Origin of the sequence: Variibacter gotjawalensis (assembly GCF_002355335.1) — a bacterium.
Lineage (GTDB): Bacteria > Pseudomonadota > Alphaproteobacteria > Rhizobiales > Xanthobacteraceae > Variibacter > Variibacter gotjawalensis.
The window spans coordinates 2,820,023-2,841,961 of record NZ_AP014946.1; the positions used below are offsets into that span (position 1 = coordinate 2,820,023).

22 protein-coding genes are annotated in these 21,939 nt (G+C 62.8%); 13 read left to right on the forward strand and 9 right to left on the reverse strand.

Going from position 1 to position 21,939, the window contains the following annotated elements:
• The gene (locus GJW30_RS13700) at nt 1-1,263 is read right to left on the reverse strand and encodes a DNA polymerase IV (RefSeq protein WP_096356221.1); all 1,263 of its coding nucleotides are present in this window, start codon (nt 1,261-1,263) and stop codon (nt 1-3) included.
• 17 nt (nt 1,264-1,280) lie between these two features.
• Nucleotides 1,281-1,583: a DUF3572 domain-containing protein gene (locus GJW30_RS13705; protein ID WP_096358829.1), complete on the reverse strand. Its 303-nt coding sequence runs from the start codon at nt 1,581-1,583 to the stop codon at nt 1,281-1,283.
• 191 nt (nt 1,584-1,774) lie between these two features.
• On the opposite strand from GJW30_RS13705, the gene GJW30_RS13710 reads away from it, so the two are divergent.
• Nucleotides 1,775-2,161, forward strand: coding sequence for a response regulator (locus GJW30_RS13710; RefSeq protein WP_096356223.1), 387 nt, complete (start codon nt 1,775-1,777; stop codon nt 2,159-2,161).
• A complete protein-coding gene (locus tag GJW30_RS13715; RefSeq protein ID WP_096356225.1) occupies nt 2,158-3,531 on the forward strand; it encodes a PleD family two-component system response regulator in 1,374 nt (457 codons plus the stop codon). Before GJW30_RS13710 ends, GJW30_RS13715 begins: the two co-directional genes overlap by 4 nt.
• A 333-nt stretch (nt 3,532-3,864) precedes the next feature.
• Here GJW30_RS13715 and GJW30_RS13720 read toward each other — a convergent pair whose 3' ends face one another.
• The 3 genes from GJW30_RS13720 to GJW30_RS13730 form a co-directional block, all read right to left on the reverse strand.
• Complete coding sequence (locus tag GJW30_RS13720) at nt 3,865-4,854, reverse strand: MBL fold metallo-hydrolase (RefSeq protein ID WP_096356227.1); 990 nt, start codon at nt 4,852-4,854, stop codon at nt 3,865-3,867.
• 82 nt (nt 4,855-4,936) lie between these two features.
• Nucleotides 4,937-5,914: an MBL fold metallo-hydrolase gene (locus tag GJW30_RS13725; RefSeq protein WP_096356231.1), complete on the reverse strand. Its 978-nt coding sequence runs from the start codon at nt 5,912-5,914 to the stop codon at nt 4,937-4,939.
• 74 nt (nt 5,915-5,988) lie between these two features.
• Nucleotides 5,989-6,519, reverse strand: coding sequence for a DedA family protein (locus GJW30_RS13730; protein ID WP_096356233.1), 531 nt, complete (start codon nt 6,517-6,519; stop codon nt 5,989-5,991).
• Between the two features lie 130 nt (nt 6,520-6,649).
• Between GJW30_RS13730 and GJW30_RS13735 the strand changes: the two genes are divergently transcribed.
• Both GJW30_RS13735 and parE read left to right on the forward strand, forming a co-directional pair.
• Entirely contained in the window at nt 6,650-7,426 is a 777-nt protein-coding gene (locus tag GJW30_RS13735; RefSeq protein WP_096356235.1) for an FkbM family methyltransferase, read from the forward strand.
• 86 nt (nt 7,427-7,512) lie between these two features.
• A complete protein-coding gene (gene parE, locus GJW30_RS13740; RefSeq protein ID WP_096356237.1) occupies nt 7,513-9,570 on the forward strand; it encodes a DNA topoisomerase IV subunit B in 2,058 nt (685 codons plus the stop codon).
• Between the two features lie 31 nt (nt 9,571-9,601).
• Here the strand turns inward: parE and GJW30_RS13745 are convergent, their stop codons facing one another.
• The 4 genes from GJW30_RS13745 to GJW30_RS13760 form a co-directional block, all read right to left on the reverse strand.
• Nucleotides 9,602-10,792, reverse strand: coding sequence for a YbfB/YjiJ family MFS transporter (locus tag GJW30_RS13745; protein ID WP_096356239.1), 1,191 nt, complete (start codon nt 10,790-10,792; stop codon nt 9,602-9,604).
• Nucleotides 10,793-10,796: 4 nt separating this feature from the next.
• On the reverse strand, nt 10,797-11,522 hold the full coding sequence (locus tag GJW30_RS13750; RefSeq protein WP_096356241.1) for a haloacid dehalogenase type II: 726 nt from the start codon (nt 11,520-11,522) through the stop codon (nt 10,797-10,799).
• Nucleotides 11,523-11,751: 229 nt separating this feature from the next.
• Complete coding sequence (locus GJW30_RS13755) at nt 11,752-12,726, reverse strand: tripartite tricarboxylate transporter substrate binding protein (protein ID WP_096356243.1); 975 nt, start codon at nt 12,724-12,726, stop codon at nt 11,752-11,754.
• A gap of 45 nt (nt 12,727-12,771) precedes the next feature.
• Complete coding sequence (locus GJW30_RS13760; RefSeq protein WP_096356245.1) at nt 12,772-13,950, reverse strand: mandelate racemase/muconate lactonizing enzyme family protein; 1,179 nt, start codon at nt 13,948-13,950, stop codon at nt 12,772-12,774.
• Nucleotides 13,951-14,190: 240 nt separating this feature from the next.
• Here GJW30_RS13760 and GJW30_RS13765 point away from each other — a divergent pair, with 240 nt between their 5' ends.
• Genes GJW30_RS13765 through nuoG form a run of 9 tightly spaced genes read left to right on the forward strand, consistent with a single transcriptional unit; the run spans nt 14,191 to nt 21,936 of the window.
• A complete protein-coding gene (locus GJW30_RS13765) occupies nt 14,191-14,556 on the forward strand; it encodes an NADH-quinone oxidoreductase subunit A (protein ID WP_096356247.1) in 366 nt (121 codons plus the stop codon).
• On the forward strand, nt 14,547-15,125 hold the full coding sequence (locus GJW30_RS13770; protein WP_096356249.1) for a NuoB/complex I 20 kDa subunit family protein: 579 nt from the start codon (nt 14,547-14,549) through the stop codon (nt 15,123-15,125). Before GJW30_RS13765 ends, GJW30_RS13770 begins: the two co-directional genes overlap by 10 nt.
• A gap of 1 nt (nt 15,126) precedes the next feature.
• Nucleotides 15,127-15,456 carry a DHCW motif cupin fold protein gene (locus GJW30_RS13775; protein ID WP_096356251.1) on the forward strand — a complete coding sequence of 110 codons (330 nt, stop codon included), beginning with the start codon at nt 15,127-15,129 and terminating at the stop codon, nt 15,454-15,456.
• Entirely contained in the window at nt 15,456-16,079 is a 624-nt protein-coding gene (locus GJW30_RS13780; RefSeq protein ID WP_096356253.1) for an NADH-quinone oxidoreductase subunit C, read from the forward strand. Before GJW30_RS13775 ends, GJW30_RS13780 begins: the two co-directional genes overlap by 1 nt.
• 3 nt (nt 16,080-16,082) lie before the next feature.
• Nucleotides 16,083-17,273 (forward strand): NADH-quinone oxidoreductase subunit D, encoded by a 1,191-nt coding sequence (locus GJW30_RS13785; protein ID WP_096356255.1) that lies wholly within the window; start codon nt 16,083-16,085, stop codon nt 17,271-17,273.
• Nucleotides 17,273-17,806, forward strand: coding sequence for an endonuclease domain-containing protein (locus GJW30_RS13790; RefSeq protein WP_197703732.1), 534 nt, complete (start codon nt 17,273-17,275; stop codon nt 17,804-17,806). The genes GJW30_RS13785 and GJW30_RS13790 overlap by 1 nt, the downstream gene beginning before the upstream one ends.
• Entirely contained in the window at nt 17,806-18,564 is a 759-nt protein-coding gene (gene nuoE / locus GJW30_RS13795; protein WP_096356257.1) for an NADH-quinone oxidoreductase subunit NuoE, read from the forward strand. Before GJW30_RS13790 ends, nuoE begins: the two co-directional genes overlap by 1 nt.
• Nucleotides 18,565-18,566: 2 nt before the next feature.
• Complete coding sequence (gene nuoF, locus GJW30_RS13800) at nt 18,567-19,871, forward strand: NADH-quinone oxidoreductase subunit NuoF (RefSeq protein ID WP_096356259.1); 1,305 nt, start codon at nt 18,567-18,569, stop codon at nt 19,869-19,871.
• A gap of 4 nt (nt 19,872-19,875) precedes the next feature.
• Nucleotides 19,876-21,936 carry an NADH-quinone oxidoreductase subunit NuoG gene (nuoG, locus tag GJW30_RS13805; protein WP_096356261.1) on the forward strand — a complete coding sequence of 687 codons (2,061 nt, stop codon included), beginning with the start codon at nt 19,876-19,878 and terminating at the stop codon, nt 21,934-21,936.
• Nucleotides 21,937-21,939 lie beyond the last annotated feature (3 nt).

Below are 21,939 nucleotides of genomic sequence, written 5' to 3' on the forward strand. Positions count from 1 at the left end.
TCAGCGCTTTCCGTTGTCGAACGAGATGCCGCGCACGACAGCGTCTTGCCCAAATTTTTCACGCAGGCGATCGATGGCCTTCTCGCGCGCGCCGGTGCGCACCACGGCCGTCTCGATCAAGTCGCGCACCGCATTCTCGGCCTCGACGAAATTCGAGACGCCGATGCCGAGCAGGCGAAAGCGAGCGCTGCCGATCTCGCGGCCGAGCAGTTGTCGTCCGGTCTCGAAGATCTCGTTCGCGAGCTGGGTCGGATAAGACAGCGTCGCGGCGCGCGTGCGCAGCTTGAAGTCGTGCGTTTTCAGCTTGAGCGTTACGGTCGAGCCCGCGATGGCGGCAGCCTTGAGCCGCCCCGAAACCTTCTCGCACAGAGGCCAGAGAATGCGCTCCAGGGCGTGATGATCGCCTGTGTCGGTCTCGAATGTGGTTTCGGCCGACACGGTCTTCGCATCGCGGTCCGGGCTGACGCGCCGCACATCGATGCCGCGGGAAAGTCGAGATAGACGCAACCCTTCTGGACCATATCGACGCATCAAATCCGTCTCGTCTGCACGCTGCAGATCAGCAATCGTGACATAGCCGTCGCGGGCGAGCTTCGCTTCGCTGGCTTTGCCGATACCCCAAATAAATCCGACCGGCTTCGGCGCCAGAAATGCAGGCGCCTCTTCGGGAGCCAATACCGAAAAACCGCGCGGCTTGTCGAGGTCCGACGCGATCTTTGCCAGGAATTTGTTGCCGGAGAGGCCGACCGAGATCGAGATGCCAATATCCTTCTCGATTGCCTTCGCGAGTCGCGCGAGCGAGCGCGCCGGGCTCATGCCGTGCAGAAGCTCCGTGCCGGAGAGATCGAGAAACGCTTCATCGATCGAGAGGGGCTCGACCATCGGCGTCAGCTCGTGCATGCGCCGCCGCACTTCGCGCCCGACCTCGACATACTTGCTCATGCGCGGCCGAACGATTGTGGCATGCGGGCAAAGTGCTAGCGCCTTGAACATCGGCATGGCGGACTTCACACCGTAGGTGCGCGCGATGTAGCAAGCCGTGGAGACGACTCCTCTTTTGCCGCCGCCGATGATGACAGGTTTGTCCGCGATGCTCGGATCGTCGCGTTTCTCGATCGCCGCATAGAAAGCATCGCAGTCGATATGCGCGATGCTCAGCGTATCGATTTTCGGATGACCGACGACGCGCGGCGAGCCGCAAGCGCGACACCGCCCGCCGGCGGAGGCGCTATCGCTGAGGCAGTCGCGGCAGAAAGCTGGCATCGTGGTTATTTGAGTTTTTAAGCGGTCTCCCGCTCCCAATTCCCGCCACCCAACGTGTGGCGTGCCGAATCGACTTCTCCGGGTTGTATCCCGGCGTGAGACGCAAAAGCAGTGAGAGTCGGCTCATGCGCGGCCACAAAATCGAGAACTGCTGACAAAAATCCGGGATCGGCAGCGGCGGTGCGCAATGTTTGCGGTGTCATGCCTGTAAGCGACAAGAATCGCTGGCACAATTCGTCATCACCCGCGACATATATAAGTGCGGAAATCGCAATCTTTTCCGCACCTTCGACGGTCAATACCGTCGTCTTTCCGCGCATCCGTTTGCCTTTCCGTAAGATATCCCGGAGTAGGGTATCTGCATTCAACCAGAGCGCAAACGGCTCGGCCTTACGGGGAGAGTTGTCGGCGTTTGAGAGCGATGCGGTCCGTGGCCCCTTGCGGGTCTACCGGCGAAGCCACATCGTCCGCCCCCTCGCAGGGGCAGGGCAACGGACAACCGGACGGATTGATGAGCAAGGTCGTACTGATCGTCGAAGACAACGAGCTCAATATGAAGCTCTTCCAAGACCTGCTGCAGGCTCATGGATATCCGACGATCGGAACGCGCAACGGCATCGAGACGCTCGATCTCGCGCGCCAGCATCGTCCCTCGCTCATCCTCATGGACATCCAGTTGCCGGAAGTCTCCGGTCTCGAAGTCACGAAGTGGCTGAAAGACGATCCGGAGCTGCGTTCGATTCCCGTCATCGCCGTCACGGCCTTTGCGATGAAGGGTGACGAGGAGCGCATCCGCGAAGGCGGCTGCGAAGCTTATCTCTCGAAGCCGATATCGGTCGGCAAGTTCATCGAAACCGTGCGCGGCTTCCTCGGCCCGGCTGAAGGTGTTGCTCGATGAGCGCCCGGATTCTCATCGTCGACGACATCGCGACGAACATCAAACTTCTCGAAGCGCGTTTGAGCGCGGAATACTTCGACGTCGTTTCGGCGATGAATGGACGTGAAGCACTTTCGATCTGCCGCAACGCGCAGTGCGATCTCGTGCTGCTCGACGTGATGATGCCCGAGATGGACGGCTTCGAAGTCTGTCGCCAGCTCAAGGCAAATCCGGAAACGCATCACATCCCGGTCGTGATGGTGACGGCGCTCGATCAGCCGGCCGATCGCGTGCGCGGCCTCGAAGCGGGCGCCGACGATTTCCTCACCAAGCCGGTCTCCGAAGTCGCACTGCTCGCGCGCGTGCGCTCGCTGGTTCGCCTGAAACTCGTCAGCGACGAATTGCGCATGCGGGCCGCAACGTCCCGTCAAATCGGCATTTCCGACCCCGTCGCGGCTGCAATCGCTGACACTGGCAAGAACGGCCGCATCCTCATCGTCGACGATCGCCCGAGCTCGTACGAGCGCACCGCGAGCGTTCTCGCCGCCGAGCATGGCGTCGATGTCGAGCCGGATCCGCAGGAAGCGTTGTTCCACGCCGCCGACGGCGAATACGATCTGCTGCTGATCTCGCTCGCGCCGGAAAACTTCGATCCGCTCCGTTTGTGCAGCCAAGTGCGCACGCTCGAACGCACGCGCAATCTGCCGATCCTGCTGCTCGCCAATCCGGGCGAAGAATCTCGGTTGATGCGCGGTCTCGACATCGGCGTGAACGATTATCTTGTGCGTCCGATCGACAAGAACGAACTGCTCGCGCGTGTGCGCACGCAAGTGCGCCGCAAGCGTTTCAGCGCGCGCCTTCGCGACAACGTGCAGATGTCGATCGAGATGGCTGTCACCGACAGTCTCACGGGTCTGCACAATCGCCGATACATGGAGACGCATCTCGCGGCGCTCGTCGAGAATGCGGCGACGCGTGGCAAGCCGCTGTCGATGCTCGTCCTCGACATCGATCACTTCAAGCGCGTCAACGACACGTATGGCCATGATGTCGGCGATGATGTGCTGCGCGAATTCGCAACGCGCGTGCGCAAGGCGATCCGCGGTATCGATCTCGCATGCCGCATGGGCGGCGAGGAATTCGTCGTCGTGATGCCGGAGACCGATATGGCGGTGGCGTCGATGGTGGCAGAGCGTTTACGCCGCCGCGTGGCGTCCGAACTGTTCCCGATTCCGTCGGGCGGCTCGCCGCTGGAGATCACGATCTCGATCGGTATTGCGACACTCCGCGCGCCGGATGATAGCGCAACCGCGCTGCTGAAGCGGGCCGACCAGGCGCTGTATCGGGCGAAGAGGGACGGCCGTAACCGCGTGGTCGCTGACGCGGCCTAATCGGTAATATGAGACCGTAAAACGGTAACCTGTAGCCGCGATAAACCCTAAACGTTTAGGTTGACGGCAGGTTGCGTGCCAACTTCGGCTAGATCAGTTGCTTTTCCGGGGTCCTGCCCCTAGCCTTATTCATGCCGAGTGGAACTCATTCGGCAACCGATAGCCCTACGGAGTGCTCAGGTCCGCCGCATCTCCTGGGTCCGTGGGGTTCGGCCGGTTCGAGTTCGGTGCGAGTGGCCTCCTCATGACATCGCGCTCGGCCGGCCACCTTCTTCTACGCAGTCGAGGCGAGCGTTACCAAACGCTCGCCTCCTGCATTTTAGGCACCCACAACTAGAGCGACGAGCTCCACATCACCGGGATGACGCGATAACCGTTGCCGTCTTTCTCGACGTGACCGACGGCCGGGAACGGATAGTGGAAGCCTTGAACCGTCACCTTCTCGGCCGCGAGCATGTCGTAGAATTTGCGGCGCGTCTCTTCCGCCATCTTCCCATCTTGATCAAACGCTGCATGCCATCCGGGATTCTTCGCGAAGAGGAACGGCACGTTGGTCACGTCCGCTTGCGCGACGACGCGCTTGTTGCCTGACGCGATGATGTGCGACGTGTGACCCGGCGTGTGTCCGGGCGTCGCAACTGCGGTGATGCCCGACACGACTTCCTTGCCGGCGTCGTATGTCTTTACGCGCTTCGCAACTTCGCCGGAGAACAGCGAGCGGTTGTTCTTGAACAATCCCTGCATGCGTCCCGGGGTCGCGCGGCTCATCTCGCCATCGTCCATCCAGAATTTGTGCTCGGTCGCCGGCACGAGAATTTCCGCATTCGGGAATGCGAGCGTGCCGTCCGCTTTCAAGAGGCCGTTCACGTGGTCGCCGTGATAATGCGAGATGATCACCGTATCGACGTTCTTCGCGTCGATGCCGGCGGCGGCGAGATTACGCTGGAATTGTCCAGCCGCTCCTTTGCTCGTTGCGAAGTTTGCTTCGCCCGTGCCGGTGTCGATGACGATGAGTTTCGACCCCGTGTTGACGACGATCGGCGAGTAGGGGACGGAAAATTCGTCAGCCGACATAAAGCTCTGCGCGATCTCGGCTTTGACGTCGTCGAATTTCACGTTGGTGATGAAATTCTCGGGCACTTTGAAGCGGTTGACGCCGTCGGTGACGACCGTGATTTCGAAGTCGCCGACCTTATAGCGGTAGAAACCCGCGTTCTGCTGGCCTGTCGGCGGCGAGGCGGCATTTGCTGTCGTGGAGGGAAGTTGGCTTGCCAGCGCAGCAGCGCCGGCCGCCGTCAAAACCGTGCGACGATCGATCGTCATGGGGGATGCTCCCGCAGTGTTCTTGTTGTGAGATGTGCGACAAAAAAAGAAGCCGCCCTGATGGACGGCTTCTTGGAAAACGTTAGAGCGCCGGATTCCACATCGACGGAATGACGCGATAGCCGGTGGCGGTTTTCTCGACATTGCCGACCGCCGGGAACGGATAGTGATAGCCAGCGACGCGGAGTTTTTCCGCTGCCGCCATGTCGAAGAATTTGCGACGCGTCGCTTCGGCTTTCACCGGATCCATGTCGAACACGAGATGCCAACCCGGATTTGCGGCGAACAATCCCGGATGGTTCGTGATGTCGGACTGGATCAGCATCTTGGTGCTGCCCGAGTTGACGACGAAGGATGCGTGACCTGGCGTGTGGCCGTTGGTCTCGATTGCCGTGATGCCCGGTGCAACTTCCTTGTCGTAGTCGTACTTGGTCACCTTGTCGGCGAGATCTTTGAAGACGCGGCGCGCGTTCTGATACATGCCCTTCGCGGCGTCCGGCGCCTTGTTCATGTTCTCGTCGTTCATGAAGAACGCCCATTCGCGCTCCGGCACTTTGATCTCGGCATTCGGGAAGGCGAGGGCGCCGTCCGCGGTGCGCAGACCGTTGATGTGATCCGGATGGAAATGCGAGATGACGACGATATCGACATTCTTCGCATCGATGCCGGCGGCCGTAAGATTGCTCGCGAACAAGCCGACGGGTGCGTTCGCCTGTTGCTGCGGGCCGTTGCCGGTGTCGATCACCGTAAGCTTCGAGCCGCTGTTGACGACGACGGGGCTGAACGTGATCGTCACCTGATCGCGCGGCAGGAAGAGGCCTTCGAGCGCTTTGTTGATGTCGTCTTTGCTGGCGTTACGCACGAAGCCGTCTGGCAGCGGGAACGTCCGCGCGCCGTCGTGCACCTGCGTGAGTTCGAGATCGCCGACTTTGTAGCGATAGAAACCGGGCGCTTGTTTGCCGGTCGGGGGCGCGGCGGCGAATGCGGCTTGTTCGGAGGATGCCAAGGCGGCGGCCGAAGCGGCAGCGCCGGCCAGCACGGTGCGGCGAGAAATCGACATGTGAGGAAGCTCCCTAGTTGCGGGGACGTCTTACTTTATTCTGATGACGCGACGCTTACCACATTTTGGGGATGTCAGCCCCAGAAGTAGCCAATCACTTTGCCGGCAACATCGCCGAGAAGCAGAATGACGGCGGCCCACAGGAAGGCCGAAGACCAGTTCGCGATCTGAAATCGCGTTTGATCCATTTGGAAAATTCCGGCGACGAGCGGTACCGCAGCGCGAAGCGGGCCGAAAAAGCGCCCGATCACAATGCCGAGCATGCCCCACTTCTTCATGAAGGCTTCGCCGCGCGGCAACAAATCCGGATGCTTGTTGAGCGGCCATTTGTTAGCGACCGCATGCTCGAATTTGTAACCGATCCAGTAGGAGAGCCAATCGCCGAGGGCCGCACCGACGGCGGCCGCTACCCAGATCGGCCAGAACGAGAGGCCAGACGATTGGATGAGCGCGCCGGTCGCCAGCAGGATGCCCCACGCCGGCACCAGCAGCGAAATGAACGCGAGCGATTCCGCGAATGCGAGGAGAAAGATGATCGGCGCCGCCCAGGCCTGATTGGCTTGGATGAATGCGATGACCTGATTGGCGTAATATTCGAGGCCCATTCCGGCTTTCTTTATCGTGGGTGCGAAGGTTTAGCCGCGCTTCAACCAAAACACCAGGAGGCGCGAATGCGGCATATTTCCATGCGGCTGATGTTTCCATAAGCCTCGCATTCCGTGCTAACGGAGCCGCATGCCCGTCTTCCATCATCCTCTCAATCAACAAGAAGTCGCCGAACGCCAAGCCTTCTCGGCGTCCATGACGCGCGCCGGCTACGAACGCTTTGTCATGGAAGCTCAGGGCGCAAAATTCCTCGTCGGCGAGACCGACCTCATCGATCGCAGCATCGCGCATTTCGGCATGTGGGAAGGCTCGCAGCTCGATGCCTTAGCCGAAATCTGTCAGCAGCGTCCGGTCGATCTCTTTCTCGATGTCGGCGCGAATTCCGGTTTCTACACCGTGATGCTGGTGACGAAGGATCTCGTGAAGCAGGCGATCGCGTTCGAGCCCGATCCCGGCAACCACGCGCATCTGATGGCGAACCTCTTCCTCAACGATCTCGCAACGCGCGTCGCCGTACACAAAGTTGCGGTCGGCGATCGCGAAGGCGAGGTGACGCTTTCGGAAGCCGGCGAGCACAATCGCGGGGAGTCCTGGGTGATCCACGCCGACAAGCCGCCCGAAGAGGCGCCGACGGTCGCGACCCACGCGGTGCGCCAGATCAAGTTCGACGACGAATTCGCGATCGCCGGGAAGACGATCGTGATGAAGATGGACGTCGAGGGCTCGGAGTTCCATGCCCTCGAAGGCATGCGCGGACTGTTGCAGAACAACGAGGTTTACGCGCAGGTCGAGCTTTACTCGGACCGCATCGACGACCTGAAATCGTTCTTTGCCTCATGCCGTTATCGCTATTTGCGCACAGACTACATAGATCACTTTTTCACCAACCGGGCCGATATCGGGTAGGTTGGCGCCTGAATCGAATCATTTGCTCCGTCATGGCCCGCATGAAGCGGGGCGTCGGCTGAGTCTGGAAGGCCTTTAGGAACACGATGGCAAAAGCAGCCAAGAAGCCCACGTCGGGTGACGACGATCTCTTTGCGAAGGCGCCGAAAGTGGCGGCCGCCGCTCCCGCGCCGAAAGCGCGCGGCGCGTCGACGCCCGGGGAATCCGGCTACACGGCGCAAGACATCGAAGTCCTCGAAGGTCTCGAGCCCGTTCGCCGCCGCCCCGGCATGTATATCGGCGGCACCGACGAGAAGGCGCTGCACCATCTCTTCGCCGAAGTCATCGACAACTCGATGGACGAGGCGCTCGCCGGTCACGCCGACTGGATCGATGTCGAGGTGCACGCCGACGGCTCGATCTCGGTGACGGATAACGGCCGCGGCATCCCGGTCGATCCGCATCCGAAATTTCCGAAGAAGTCCGCGCTCGAAGTCATTATGTGCACGCTGCACGCGGGCGGCAAATTCGACGGCAAAGCCTACGAGACGTCCGGCGGCTTGCACGGCGTCGGCGTGTCCGTCGTCAACGCGCTGTCCGAAAAGCTCATCGTCGAGGTCGCGCGCGGCCAGCAGCTTTACAGCCAAGAATTCGCGCGCGGCATTCCGCAAGGCAAACTGAAGGAACTCGGGCGTGTCGCCAACCGGCGCGGCACGATGGTCCACTTCTGGGCCGACCCGCAAATCTTCGGCGGCAAGGCGACCTTCAAGCCGGCGCGTCTTTACAAGATGGCGCGCTCGAAAGCGTATCTCTTCGGCGGCGTCGAAATTCGCTGGACTTGCGCGAAGGAATTGCTCGCCGGCGTCGACGATGTGCCGGAGAAGGACGTCTTCCACTTCGAAGGCGGCTTGAAGGATTACCTCGCCTCCGCGACGCACGGCCAGACTTACGTGCACCCGGACATCTTCCAAGGCCGCTCCGGCAAGGTCGGCGGTCACGGCGGCGTAGAATGGGCGGTCGCTTGGGTGGCGGACGCGGACGGCTTCGTCTCGTCCTACTGCAACACGATCCCGACGCATGAAGGCGGCACCCACGAAAGCGGCTTCCGCACCGCGCTGCTGCGCGGCTTGAAGGAACACGCCGAACGCGTGGGGCAGGGCAAGCGCGCCGCGCCGGTGACGAGCGAAGACCTGATGGTCGGCGCCGCCTGCATGCTCTCGGTGTTCGTCCGCGAACCGGAATTTCAGGGTCAAACGAAAGATCGTCTCGCGACAGTCGAGGCTCAGCGCATCGTCGAGCAGGCGATCCGCGATCCGTTCGATCACTGGCTCGCCGGCAATCCGACGCAAGCGAACAAGCTTCTGGACTGGGTCGTCGAGCGCGCCGAAGAGCGCCTGCGCCGCCGGCAGGAAAAGGAAATCTCGCGCAAGTCCGCCGTCAAGAAACTGCGGCTTCCGGGCAAACTCGCGGACTGCACCAACACGGCGGCCGAAGGCTCCGAACTCTTCATCGTCGAAGGTGACTCGGCCGGTGGTTCGGCCAAGCAGGCGCGCGATCGCGCCAGCCAAGCCGTGCTGCCGCTGCGCGGAAAAATCCTCAACGTCGCGAGCGCGGGCCGCGACAAGCTGAACGCCAACCAGCAACTTGCCGACCTGATGCAGGCGCTTGGCGTCTCGACGCGCGCGAATTATCGCAGCGAGGATTTGCGCTACGGCCGCGTCGTCATCATGACGGACGCCGACGTCGACGGCGCGCATATCGCGTCGCTGCTGATCACCTTCTTCTATCGCGAAATGCCAAAGCTGATCGAAGAGGGGCACCTTTTCCTTGCGGTACCGCCGCTGTTCAAGCTCGCGCATGGCGGCAAGATTTTCTACGCGCGCAACGAAAAGCACCGCGACGACATCTTGAAGAAAGAGTTCAACGCCAACGCCAAGGTCGAGATCAGCCGCTTCAAAGGCCTCGGCGAGATGATGGCCGCGCAGCTCAAAGAGACCACGATGGACCCGCGAAAGCGCACGCTTCTGAAGGTTACGCTGATCACCGACGATCGCGAAGGCACCGCGGATTCGGTCGAGCGGCTGATGGGCACAAAGGCGGAGTCGCGCTTCCAGTTCATTCAGGAACACGCCGAATTCGCAGACGACGAGATGCTCGACGTTTAACCTCCGTCGTCAAGCCCGGCAATGACGAACTCTAGCTCTTCAAATTCCGCCGATCCATCAGCGCCATCAGCGCGCCGATCCCGTAAGCGCATGCCGCGAACAGCGGCGCGGCTGCGGTGCCGAACGCATCCGCGAGCGCGCCCGCCGCGACCGGGCCGATCAGCTGCCCGGTCCCCATCGCGGCGCTCGCATACGCAAAGGCCTTCGGATAGTCGTCCGCGCTGCAGCGATCGCGCGCGTAGCCGGAAACGATTGTTGGTGTGGCCGCGAGCCCAAGCCCGACAAGCAGCGCCGCCAGCAGCGCCGTGAACGACGGCGTCGCGACGGCAAGCAGTGAGCCGACTGCCGCGCAGCCGAGCGATGCGACAAGCGCGAACATTTTCGCGCGCGGTGAATTCACCAGCGGCACGGTCAGCGCGGCGCCGATCATGCAGGTGAGGCCGTAGAGCGTCCATACGCCGCTGACGACGCCAAGCGGCGCATTGAGAGCCGCGAGCCGCGCACCCGCAAATGTCGCGTAGGCAATATAGCCGGTGCCGAACATCAGATACGCGACGAAGAGATAACCCCAGCGCGGCGTCGCGATATCGCGTGCCGTGAACGCGGCCGGCGCAGTCGCGGGTGGCGGATTGGCCGGAAATGCACGTGACGCCGCGAAACACGCCAGTAACGCCGCGAGCACGGCGGCAGCCCAGAAGGCCGTGCGCCAGCCGATCTGCGGCACCAACAGCCAGCCGACGAACAACCCGCTGACGACGACCGACGCGCCCATGCCGGCCCAGACGATCGCGCTCACGGTCGGCCGCTGCGTCGCTTCGACGGCCGCGAAGACGTTGACCAAAATAGCGACGATCGCCGAGCCCGCGCCGACGCCGGTCGTGATACGGCCGAGCGCGAGCAACGCCGTGCCGCTCGCTGTTTCGGACGGCGCCAGCGCGCAGATCACCGCGCCCGCGATAACAACGAGATGCGCCTGCAGCGCCAGCCCGCGCATGCCGGCACGCTTCACCCAATACGGCACCGCGAGCGTGCCGATGAGATAGCCCGCCATGTGGATCGCGTTGAGCGCGCCGCCGGTGAAATAGGAGATGCCGAGATCGCTGCGCAGCGTCGGCAGCGTCACGCCGTAGGTAAAACGCGCGAGCCCGATATGCAGCGCCATGCCGAAAAAGCCCCACGCGACCAGCGCAACCGGGAATTTCTTTACGGCAGGGCTGTGCATCGCGTCAGGCGCCCAGCGCGCGCGCGAGCGAGACGAAGCTGTTCGTGTAAATATCGAACCAGTCTTCGCACGATGTATCCGGCTCAGCCGCGGGACCGAACTCCAGCGGACGCGCAACGAAGGCCGTCCGCATGCCGAACGCGCGCGCGGCTACGAGATCGTATTTGTGACACGCCACCATCAGGATCTCTTCGGGCGGGTAGCCGAGATAGTCGACCGCCAGCCGGTACACATTCGGCGAGGGTTTGTAGCTTTGCGCAAGCTCCGCCGTGAGGATGGCATCGAATGGCAGACCTGCGTGTTTGACGACCGAGATCACCGCCGTCATTCCGGCGTTGGAGAGCGTCGCGGTCACGAACTTTTTGCGCAGGCGCGTGAGACCCTCGACGCTGTCCGGCCAAGCATCGAGCCGGGTCCAGATCGTGTTGATGTCGTCCCGCTCGGTGGATGAAAACGCGTCGGCGAGACCGCGCCGCTCGAGTAGGCTGTCCAACGCTTCGCGATAGATGCGATCGACGCGCAGCCACGGCCGCTTGCCTGCGATGACCTGGTCAAGCGCTTGGCGATAAAGCTCGCGCCATTCGGCCGATAACGCGGCCCAGTCGATGCCGAGCTCTTTCTCGCGGTTCAAGGCTTCGCCCATGCGCAGGATGGGCTGATAAAAGTCGACGCACGTGCCCTGAACATCGAAGGCAATGGCGCGGATGGTGTCGAGCGGAGACGGTGGCATGCGGAAAGGCCTTCAAATCAATGAGTAACAGGCGCGGCAATAGGACGGAATTTGTAATGGCTCTGGAGAGAGCGGCATAGGACTCCCTCCACCTGAAAGGGGGAGGGATGGGGAGGGGGTCACGTGACGCTCCGACGCAGACCCCCTCCCGACGCACTGCGTGCGTCGACCTCCCCCTTTTCAGGTGGAGGTGGGCGCAAGATCGCTGATTCAGAATATGTGAGGTGCGTTACTCCGCCTTGATATTCGCGTCCTTCGCGACTTTCGTCCACTTCTCGATCTGGCTCTTGATGTGGTCGCTGAAGGCTTGCGGGGTGCCGCCGATCGGATCGACGCCTTGCTCGGCGAAACGCTGTTTGATCGCCGGCAGCGTCAGCATGCGGTTGAGTTCGGCCGAGAGCTTGTCGCGGATCGGGGCGGGGAGGTTGGCGGGACCGACGATGCCGAACCACACGCCGACCTCGTAGCCGGGAACGCCCGCGCTATCGACCGTCGGCACCTCCGGCGCGAATTGCGACGCTTTCATTGACGAGACGCCGATCGCGCGGAGCTTGCCGGCCTTCACCTGCGGCAGCACATTCGGCGTATTGTCGAACGCGAGCTGAACGTGGTTGCCGAGGAGGTCGCTGACCATCGGCGCCGAGCCCTTATAGGGCACGTGGACGATGTTGACGCCCGCCATGCTCTTGAACAGCTCCATCGAGAGATGGTTGGACGAGCCGATGCCGGTCGAACCGTACGAGAGCTTTCCGGGCTCTTTTTTGACCATGTCGAGCAGCTCCTTGACGGAGCTGACCGGCAGCGACGGGTTGACGACGAGCAGGTTCGACGTCTGTCCGGCGAGCATCAGCGGCGTGAAGTCTTTCACAGTGTCATAAGGCAGCTTCGGATAGATGCCCGGATTGGCGCCGAACGGGAACGCGACGATCAGCAGCGTCGCGCCGTCCGGCGGCGCCTTGGCGACGCTGTCGGAGCCGATGAGGGTGCCGCCGCCCGGACGGTTTTCGACGACCGCCGGCTGGCCCCAAGTTTCCTGCAGGTGCTGCGCGATGATGCGGCCGAGCGTGTCGTTGAAGCCGCCCGGCGTGTAGGGGACGACAATCTTGATCGGCTTGTCCGGATAGCTTTGCGCGCGTGCGCCGGTGGCGCCGGCGAGCGCGGCGCCGCCGATGACGCCGAGCGTGGTGCGGCGTGTGATGGTCATGGTTCCCTCCCTTTTTGTTTTTGTTCTTAGTTCTGACCGCCGGGACTAAACGTAACTCGGGCCCTCGATCGCCGGATATTTCGTGAAGAACCGCTCATCCACCTCGACGCCGATGCCGGGTTTCTCGAGCGGCAGCACGGTGCCGTCTTTGTTGAGCGTGTACGGCTTTGTCGTCAGCTCATCGCGGAAGAAGTTGTTCTTCGAGATGTCGCCTTCGAAATAGCCGGCGTTGTCGACCGCGGCGAGGAAATGGATGCAGCATGCCATGTTCAGCCCGGTCATCGATGTGTGCGGATTGACCGAGAGCTTGTAGGCCGACGCCATCGCGGCGATGCGCAGCGCTTCCGTGATGCCGCCGGTCTTCGACAAGTCCGGTTGGATGATCGTGATCGTGCCGTCTTCCAGCGTCCGGTTGAATTCGTAGCGCGTGTAGTGGTTTTCGCCGGCCGCTAGCGGCACGTTGCCGAAGCTGCGGGCGAGGGCGTAGGAGCGATAGTCGTGCGGCGGGAACGGTTCTTCGAGCCAGCGCACGTTGAGCTCCTGCATGCCCGGGATCGCTTGGCGCGCATCCTCGACCGTGTAGCCGATATTAGCGTCGGTCATGATGGTCAGCTCGTCGCCGAACGCCTTACGCACCGCTTCGATGCGCTGCAGGTCGCGCTTCGGCGTATCGCCGATGCGCAGCTTCACGGCTTTGTAGCCGGCCTCGATATGCGGGATCGCCTCGTCGACCAGCGCGGACGGTTCCTGATAGCCGAGCGAAAGGCCGCCAGCATAAGCCGCGATCGGCTTCGAAACGCCGCCGAGCAGGCGATAGAGCGGCCAGCCGGTCGCTTTACCGCGAATATCCCACAGCGCCATGTCGATGCCGCTCATGGCGAGGCAGGTACCGGCGCCCATGCCGTGGCTGGCGAGCTGCTTGTCGTAGATGCGCTTCCAGACGCCGACGACATCCGCGGCATTCATCCCCAGGATCAGTCCGCGTAACGCGGTGTTGATGAGGTTCGCAACGGTGGTATGCGCGCGGCCGTGATGTGCTTCACCGTACCCAACGAGGCCATCCTCGGTGACCGCTTTCACGATGACGGCGTCGCGTTTGACCATGCGGCCGACGCCCATGCTCACGCTGTTCTCCGGCGCCACCGGGAAAGACACTGGAAACGCTGTAACTTCCTTGATGCGGAGGGCCGTGACGGCGCTCGCGACTGGCGTGTGTGAATTCATCCCTGACCTTGCAGTTGTTCTTTTCGACGTGACTTCCCGCGTAACGCGAACCGGCGCGATTGTCATTGTGGAATTAAGTGCATAGACCCATCTCGGACCAGCCCGGTTAGGCTTGCACCGTATGTTGCGCTGCGCTAAGCCAGCCTCGGTCCTTTGGAATGAGTCCGAACTGAGAAAGCGTCGAGAGCGACACTGTCGCTCCGTAGCCATTTCGGGGCGTTGGGGCGGCGGGTATAGCGAATGAGCGAATTTCTGGCAGATTATCTGCCGCTGGTGGTGTTCATCGCCATCTCGCTGGTGATCTCTGGCGCCCTGATGGTGGCGCCGTTCATCGTCGCCTACAAATCGCCTGATCCCGAAAAATTGTCCGCTTACGAGTGCGGTTTCAATGCGTTCGATGACGCACGCATGAAGTTCGACGTCCGGTTCTACCTGGTCGCTATCCTTTTCATCATCTTCGACCTCGAAGTCGCGTTTCTGTTTCCTTGGGCCATCGTGTTCGGCGAACTCGGGGCCTACGGCTTCTGGTCCATGATGGTGTTCCTGGCCGTGCTGACCATCGGATTTGCGTATGAGTGGCGCAAAGGAGCGCTCGAATGGGATTGAACGAGCAGGGCACGCTGGTCGCGCCAGCCCCGCGCGGCGTTATCGACCCGCGCACGGGTAAGCCCGTGGGCACGGACGATCCGTTCTATCAGGGTCTCTCCAACGAACTGGCCGACAAGGGCTTCATCGTCACCGCGACGGACGATCTCATCACCTGGGCCCGCACCGGCTCGTTGATGTGGATGACGTTCGGCCTTGCCTGTTGCGCCGTCGAGATGATGCAGGCCTCGATGCCGCGATACGACGTCGAGCGGTTCGGCTTCGCGCCGCGTGCCTCACCGCGCCAGTCCGACGTAATGATCGTCGCCGGTACGCTGACGAACAAAATGGCCCCCGCGCTCCGCAAGGTCTACGACCAGATGCCGGAGCCGCGTTACGTGATTTCGATGGGCTCGTGCGCCAACGGCGGTGGCTACTATCACTACAGCTACTCGGTGGTGCGTGGCTGCGATCGCATCGTCCCGGTCGACGTCTATGTTCCGGGCTGCCCGCCGACCGCCGAGGCGCTGCTCTACGGCATTCTCTTGCTGCAGAAGAAGATCCGCCGCGTCGGAACGATCGAGCGCTGACATGCGGATGAGCGACATTCCGTTCGGAACCACCGACTGGTCGGACGTGCCGGCCACCGAGCATGCCGGCGACGCCGGCACCGCGACGTGGCGCACCCGCGAATTCGGCGGCATCCGCGTGCGGATGGTCGAGTATTCGGCGGGCTATGTTGCGGACCATTGGTGCGAGAAGGGGCACATCCTCCTCTGCCTCGATGGCGAGCTCGAGACCGAACTGAAAGACGGCCGCGCTTTCAAGCTGGCGGCCGGCATGAGCTACCAAGTGGCCGACGGTGCGGAACCGCATCGTTCGCGTGCGCCGAAGGGCGCGAGATTGTTCGTGGTGGATTGATGAGCGAGCAAACCGAGAAGCTGACCGTGCTGGGAGAGGCGATCGTCGCCGCATTGCCGCGCGCCGTCACCGGCTCCAAGGTCGCATTCGGCGAACTGACGATCTTCGGCGAACTCGACAAGATCGTCGATATCGTCACCTTCCTGCGCGACGACGAGCGCTGCCAGTTCTGGAGCATCATCGATGTCACTGCGGTGGACTGGCCGCAGCGCGAGAAGCGCTTCGACGTCGTCTATCATCTGCTTTCGCCGAAGCAGAACATCCGCATCCGCGTGAAGCTGGAGACGGACGAGGACGCGCCGGTCCCGTCGATCATCTCGGTGTTCCCGGGCGCCGACTGGTTCGAGCGCGAAACCTACGATCTCTACGGCGTTCTGTTCTCGGGTCACCCGGACATGCGGCGGCTGCTGACGGATTACGGCTTCGAGGGCCATCCGCTGCGCAAGGATTTCCCGCTCACGGGTTTCGTCGAGGTCCGTTACGACGACGAAGCGAAGCGCGTGCTCTACGAGCCCGTTCGCCTCAACCAAGAATTCCGCAATTTCGATTTCCTCTCGCCGTGGGAAGGGGACATTCCTCTGCCGGGCGACGAGAAAGCCGAAGCCAAGCAGGGCAAGGTTTGATCCATGGCCGAAGCCGACGTTCGCAATTTCACGATCAACTTCGGGCCGCAGCATCCGGCTGCGCACGGCGTGCTGCGTCTGGTGCTCGAACTCGACGGCGAAATCGTCGAGCGCGTCGACCCACATATCGGCCTGCTTCATCGCGGCACCGAGAAGCTGATCGAGCAGAAGACCTATCTGCAGGCGCTCCCGTATTTCGACCGGCTCGATTACGTCGCGCCGATGAATCAGGAGCACGCCTTCTGCCTCGCCGCCGAGAAACTGCTCGGCCTGCAGGTGCCGAAGCGCGCGCAGCTCATCCGCGTTCTCTATTCGGAAATCGGCCGTCTCCTCTCGCATCTCCTCAACGTCACCACGCAGGCGATGGACGTCGGCGCGCTGACGCCGCCGCTGTGGGGCTTCGAAGAGCGCGAGAAGCTGATGGTGTTTTATGAGCGCGCCTCGGGCTCGCGCATGCACGCCGCTTACTTCCGCGTCGGTGGTGTGCATCAGGACCTGCCGTCCGCGCTGATCGACGACATCTACAATTTCTGCGATCCGTTTCTGAAGGTCTGCGACGATCTCGACGCGCTCTTCATCGGCAACCGCATCTTCAAGCAGCGCAACGTCGACATCGGGTACGTCAGCATCGAGGACGCCTGGAAGTGGGGCTTCTCCGGCGTGATGATCCGTGGCTCCGGCGTGCCGTGGGATCTGCGCAAGTCGCAGCCTTACGAGTGTTACTCGGAACTCGAATTCGACATTCCGATTGGCAAGAACGGCGACAACTACGACCGCCAGGTCATCCGCATGCTGGAGATGCGCGAGTCGGTGCGCATCATGAAGCAGTGCCTGGAGAAGCTGCGTTCGCCTGAGGGGCAGGGCCCCGTGATGGTCGAGGACAACAAGATCTCGCCGCCGCGCCGCAGCACGATGAAGAAGTCGATGGAAGGTCTCATCCATCACTTCAAGCTTTACACCGAGGGCTTCCACGTTCCGGCCGGCGAAGTCTACGCGGCCGTCGAAGCGCCGAAGGGCGAATTCGGCGTCTACCTCGTCGCCGACGGCACCAACAAACCCTACAAGTGCAAAATCCGCGCGCCCGGTTTCGCTCACCTCCAGGCGATGGATTTCCTCTGCAAGGGCCACATGCTCGCCGACGTCTCGGCCGTGCTCGGCTCGCTCGATATCGTGTTCGGTGAGGTGGATCGGTGATGAGCCCGATGCATCGCCACGAACTCGGCGCCACCTCCACCGAAAAGGGGGAGGTCGCTCGCGCAGCGAGCGGGAGGGGGTCTGCGCCCTCACGTTTTGCACGGACGCGCGAGATGACGGCGCATGGCCGCGTCCTGCGTCGCGCTCCGAGCGAGGCTGAGAAGCGCGTCTGGAAGCTCGTGCGCCGTCAACAGCTCGATGGGCTCGGTTTCCGTCGGCAACACGCGGTCGGGCCGTACGTGCTCGACTTCTATTGTCCTTCGCTCCAGATCGCCCTGGAGATTGATGGCGGACAGCATGCAGCGCCGCATTGTGTTGAATACGACTCGCGCCGAACGGCTTGGCTCGGCGCGCGCGGGATCGAAGTGATCCGCTTCTGGAACAACGATGTGTTGAGCAATATCGAAGGTGTTTGGACGGTCTTGATGCAGGCAATCGATGCACGGCGTTCGACCCCCTCCCTAACCCTCCCCCTTGCCGGGGGAGGGAACGCGCCAGAGCCGCGCGCCCAGCAGCTGGGGGGAGACCAGTAATGTCCGTTCGTCGCCTCGCAGAACAAAGCCTTCAGCCGCGTGATGCCTTCGCCTTCACGGCGGAGAATCTGGCTTGGGCGCAGAACACCATCGCGAAATATCCGGAAGGCCGCCAGGCCTCTGCGGTGATCCCGCTGCTGTGGAAGGCGCAGGAGCAACAGCCCGGCTGGGTCACCGAGCGCGCGATCGAGTACATCGCCGGCATGCTCGACATGCCGAAGATCCGCGTGCTCGAAGTCGCGACCTTCTACACGATGTTCAATCTTGCGCCGGTCGGCCGCTATCACGTCCAGCTCTGCGGCACGACGCCGTGCGCACTGCGCGGCGCCAACGACCTCATCAAGATCTGCCACGAGCGGATCGGCGAGCAGTTCGACATCACGGCCGACGGCGCTTTGTCGTGGGTCGAGGTCGAGTGCCTCGGCGCCTGCGTGAACGCGCCGATGGCGCAGATCAACTACGACTTCTACGAGGATCTGACGCCGGATAGCTTCCGCAAGATCCTCGACGATCTCGCGGCCGGCAAGGACGTCAAGCCGGGTCCGCAGATCGATCGCCAGTTGTCCGCGCCGGTCGGTGGCCCGACGACGCTGACCGACACCAAGATCTACGAATACACCGCGACGCATGGCGGCCCGGCCTTGACCGACGCCAGCGCCAAGAAGCCGAGCCAAGGCGCGGCCGACCGCGAGTCGCCGGCACCGAAGGCGCCGCACGCGGATTCGTCGCAAGACCAAACGTCGACCAGGCGGGAATAGAGATGCTCGAGGACAAAGATCGCATCTTCCGAAACCTTTACGGCATCCATGACTGGCGGCTGAAGGGCGCGATTTCGCGCGGCTCTTGGGACGGCACCAAGTCGCTCCTGGAGCGTGGCCGCGACAAGATCATCGAAGAGATGAAGGCGTCCGGCCTGCGCGGCCGTGGCGGCGCCGGCTTCCCGACTGGCCTCAAGTGGTCCTTCATGCCGAAGGAGTCGAAGGACGGCCGCCCGAGCTACCTCGTCATCAACGCCGACGAATCCGAGCCCGGCACCTGCAAGGACCGCGAGATACTGCGCAACGATCCGCACCTCCTCGTCGAGGGTGCATTGATCGCCGGCTTCGCCATGGGCGCGGTCGCCGCCTACATCTACGTCCGCGGCGAATTCATTCGCGAGCGCGAGCACTTACAGGCAGCCGTTGATGAAGCTTATGAGAATAAGCTGATCGGCAAGGGCAACCTTCACGGCTACGACTTCGACATCGTCGTGCATCACGGCGCCGGCGCCTACATCTGCGGCGAAGAAACCGCGATGCTCGAGAGCCTCGAAGGCAAGAAGGGCATGCCGCGCCTCAAGCCGCCGTTCCCGGCGAACGTCGGCCTCTACGGCTGCCCGACCACGGTCAACAACGTCGAAAGCATCGCGGTCGCGCCGGATATTCTGCGCCGTGGCGCGGCGTGGTTCTCGTCGATCGGCCGTCCGAACAACGTCGGCACCAAACTCTTCTGCATCTCGGGGCACGTGAACCGGCCCTGCAACGTCGAAGAGGCGATGGGCATCCCGTTCCGTGAGCTGATCGACAAGCATTGCGGCGGCGTACGCGGCGGCTGGGATAATCTCAAAGCGGTCATTCCGGGCGGCTCGTCGGTGCGCATGGTACCGGCCGAACAGATCATCGACACGCCGATGGATTTCGACAGTCTCGGCAAACTGCGCTCCGGCCTCGGCACCGCGGCCGTGATCGTGATGGACAAATCGACCGACCTCATCCGCGCCATCGCGCGCCTCTCGTATTTCTACAAACACGAGAGCTGCGGCCAGTGCACGCCGTGCCGCGAAGGCACCGGCTGGATGTGGCGCGTGATGACGCGCATGGCCGAAGGCCGCGCGCAGAAGCGCGAGATCGACATGCTGCTCGACGTCACCAAGCAGGTGGAAGGCCATACGATCTGCGCGCTCGGCGACGCGGCGGCGTGGCCGATCCAAGGTTTGATTGCGCATTTCCGTCACGAGATCGAAGAGCGGATCGATCAGTATGCGGCAAACCCGCATTCTGAGCCGGTCGCCGTGGCGGCGGAGTAGTTCGATGACCAAAATCATCGTCGACGGCAAAGAGCTGGACGTCCCACCGGAGTATACGTTGCTCCAGGCGTGCGAAGCTGCAGGCGCGGAAGTGCCGCGCTTCTGCTTCCACGAGCGGCTGTCGATCGCCGGCAATTGCCGCATGTGCCTGATCGAAGTGAAGGGCGGGCCGCCGAAGCCGGTCGCCTCCTGCGCGCAGAACGTTCGCGACTTGCGTCCCGGCCCGAATGGCGAGCCGCCGCAGATGTTCACGAAGTCGCCGATGGCCCGGAAGGCACGTCAAGGCGTCATGGAATTCTTGCTGATCAACCATCCGCTCGATTGCCCGATCTGCGATCAGGGCGGCGAGTGCGATCTTCAAGATCAGGCGATGGCCTTCGGCGTCGACCACACGCGCTATCACGAGAACAAGCGCGCGGTCGAAGACAAGTATATCGGCGCGCTCGTAAAGACCTCGATGAACCGCTGCATTCACTGCACGCGCTGCGTCCGCTTCACGACCGAAGTCGCCGGCGTCTCCGATCTCGGCGCGACCGGTCGCGGCGAGGATATGGAGATCACGACGTATCTCGAACGCGCGATGACGTCGGAGCTGCAGGGCAACGTCGTCGATCTTTGCCCGGTCGGCGCGCTGACGTCGAAGCCGTATGCTTTCGCGGCGCGTCCGTGGGAGCTCGGCAAGACGGAATCGATCGACGTGATGGATGCGGTCGGCTCGGCCATCCGCGTCGACACGCGCGGCCGTGAGGTCATGCGCATTCTGCCGCGCCTCAACGAAGCCGTGAACGAAGAGTGGATTTCCGACAAGACGCGCCACGTCGTCGACGGCTTGCGCACGCAGCGCCTCGACGTGCCGTATGTGCGCGAAGAGGGTCGTCTGCGCGAAGCGACCTGGGCGGAAGCTTTCGCCGCCATCGCGCGGAAGGTGAAGGGCGTAAAACCGGAGCGCATCGGCGCTCTCGTCGGCGATCTTGCGGCCTGCGAAGAAATCTTCGCGCTCAAGCAGCTGATGGACGGCCTCGGCGTCAAGAATATCGATTGCCGCCAGGACGGCTCGACGCTCGATCCGAAAAACGGCCGCGCGTCCTACATCTTCAATCCGACCATCGCGGGCATCGAAGAGGCGGACGGCCTCGTCATCGTCGGTTCTAATCCGCGCAAGGAAGCGTCGTTGCTCAATGCGCGCATCCGCAAGCGTTGGCGCACCGGCAAGCTGAAAGTCGCGCTGGTCGGCGAGAAGGCCGACCTGACATACGACTACAACTATCTCGGCGCCGGCGCGGACACGCTCGCCAACATGCCGGAGCAGCCGAAGTTCGAACGCCCGATTTACCTGGTCGGCGCCGGCGCGCTCGCGCGTCCCGATGGCGCTGCGATTCTCGCTTCGGTGGCAAAGGCCGCAGGCGCGGCCGGTGCGATCAAGGATGGCTGGAACGGTTTTGGCGTCGTCCATACGGCGGCCTCGCGCGTCGGCGCGCTCGATCTCGGCTTCGTGCCGGGTGAGGGCGGCAAGACGGCTGCAGAGATCGCCCGCAATGGCGGTGCGGATGTCGTCTTCGCGCTCGGCGCGGACGAGATCGACATCGCGCCCGGCGCCTTCGTCGTCTACATCGGCACGCATGGTGACCGTGGCGCGCACCGCGCCGACGTCATCCTGCCGGGCTCGGCTTATACCGAGAAGTCCGGCATTTTCGTCAACACGGAAGGCCGCGTGCAGATGGCGGCGCGCGCCGCGTTCCCGCCGGGCGATGCCCGCGAGGACTGGGCGATCCTGCGCGCACTGTCGGACGTGCTCGGCCACAAGCTCGGCTATGACTCGCTCGGCGCGCTGCGCAAGGCGATGTTCGCGGCGCATCCGCATCTGCAGAAGATCGACGAGATCGCCGCCGGCGATGCCGCCGATGTGCAGAAGCTCGGCAACGCGGGCGGCACGGCTGACAAGAAAGCCTTCGTCTCGCCGGTGAGCGATTTCTATCTGACGAACCCGATCGCGCGTGCGTCGGCCGTTATGGCCGAGTGTTCGGCTCTGGCCGAAGACAGCGCCGAACTGACGGCGGCGGAGTAGGGC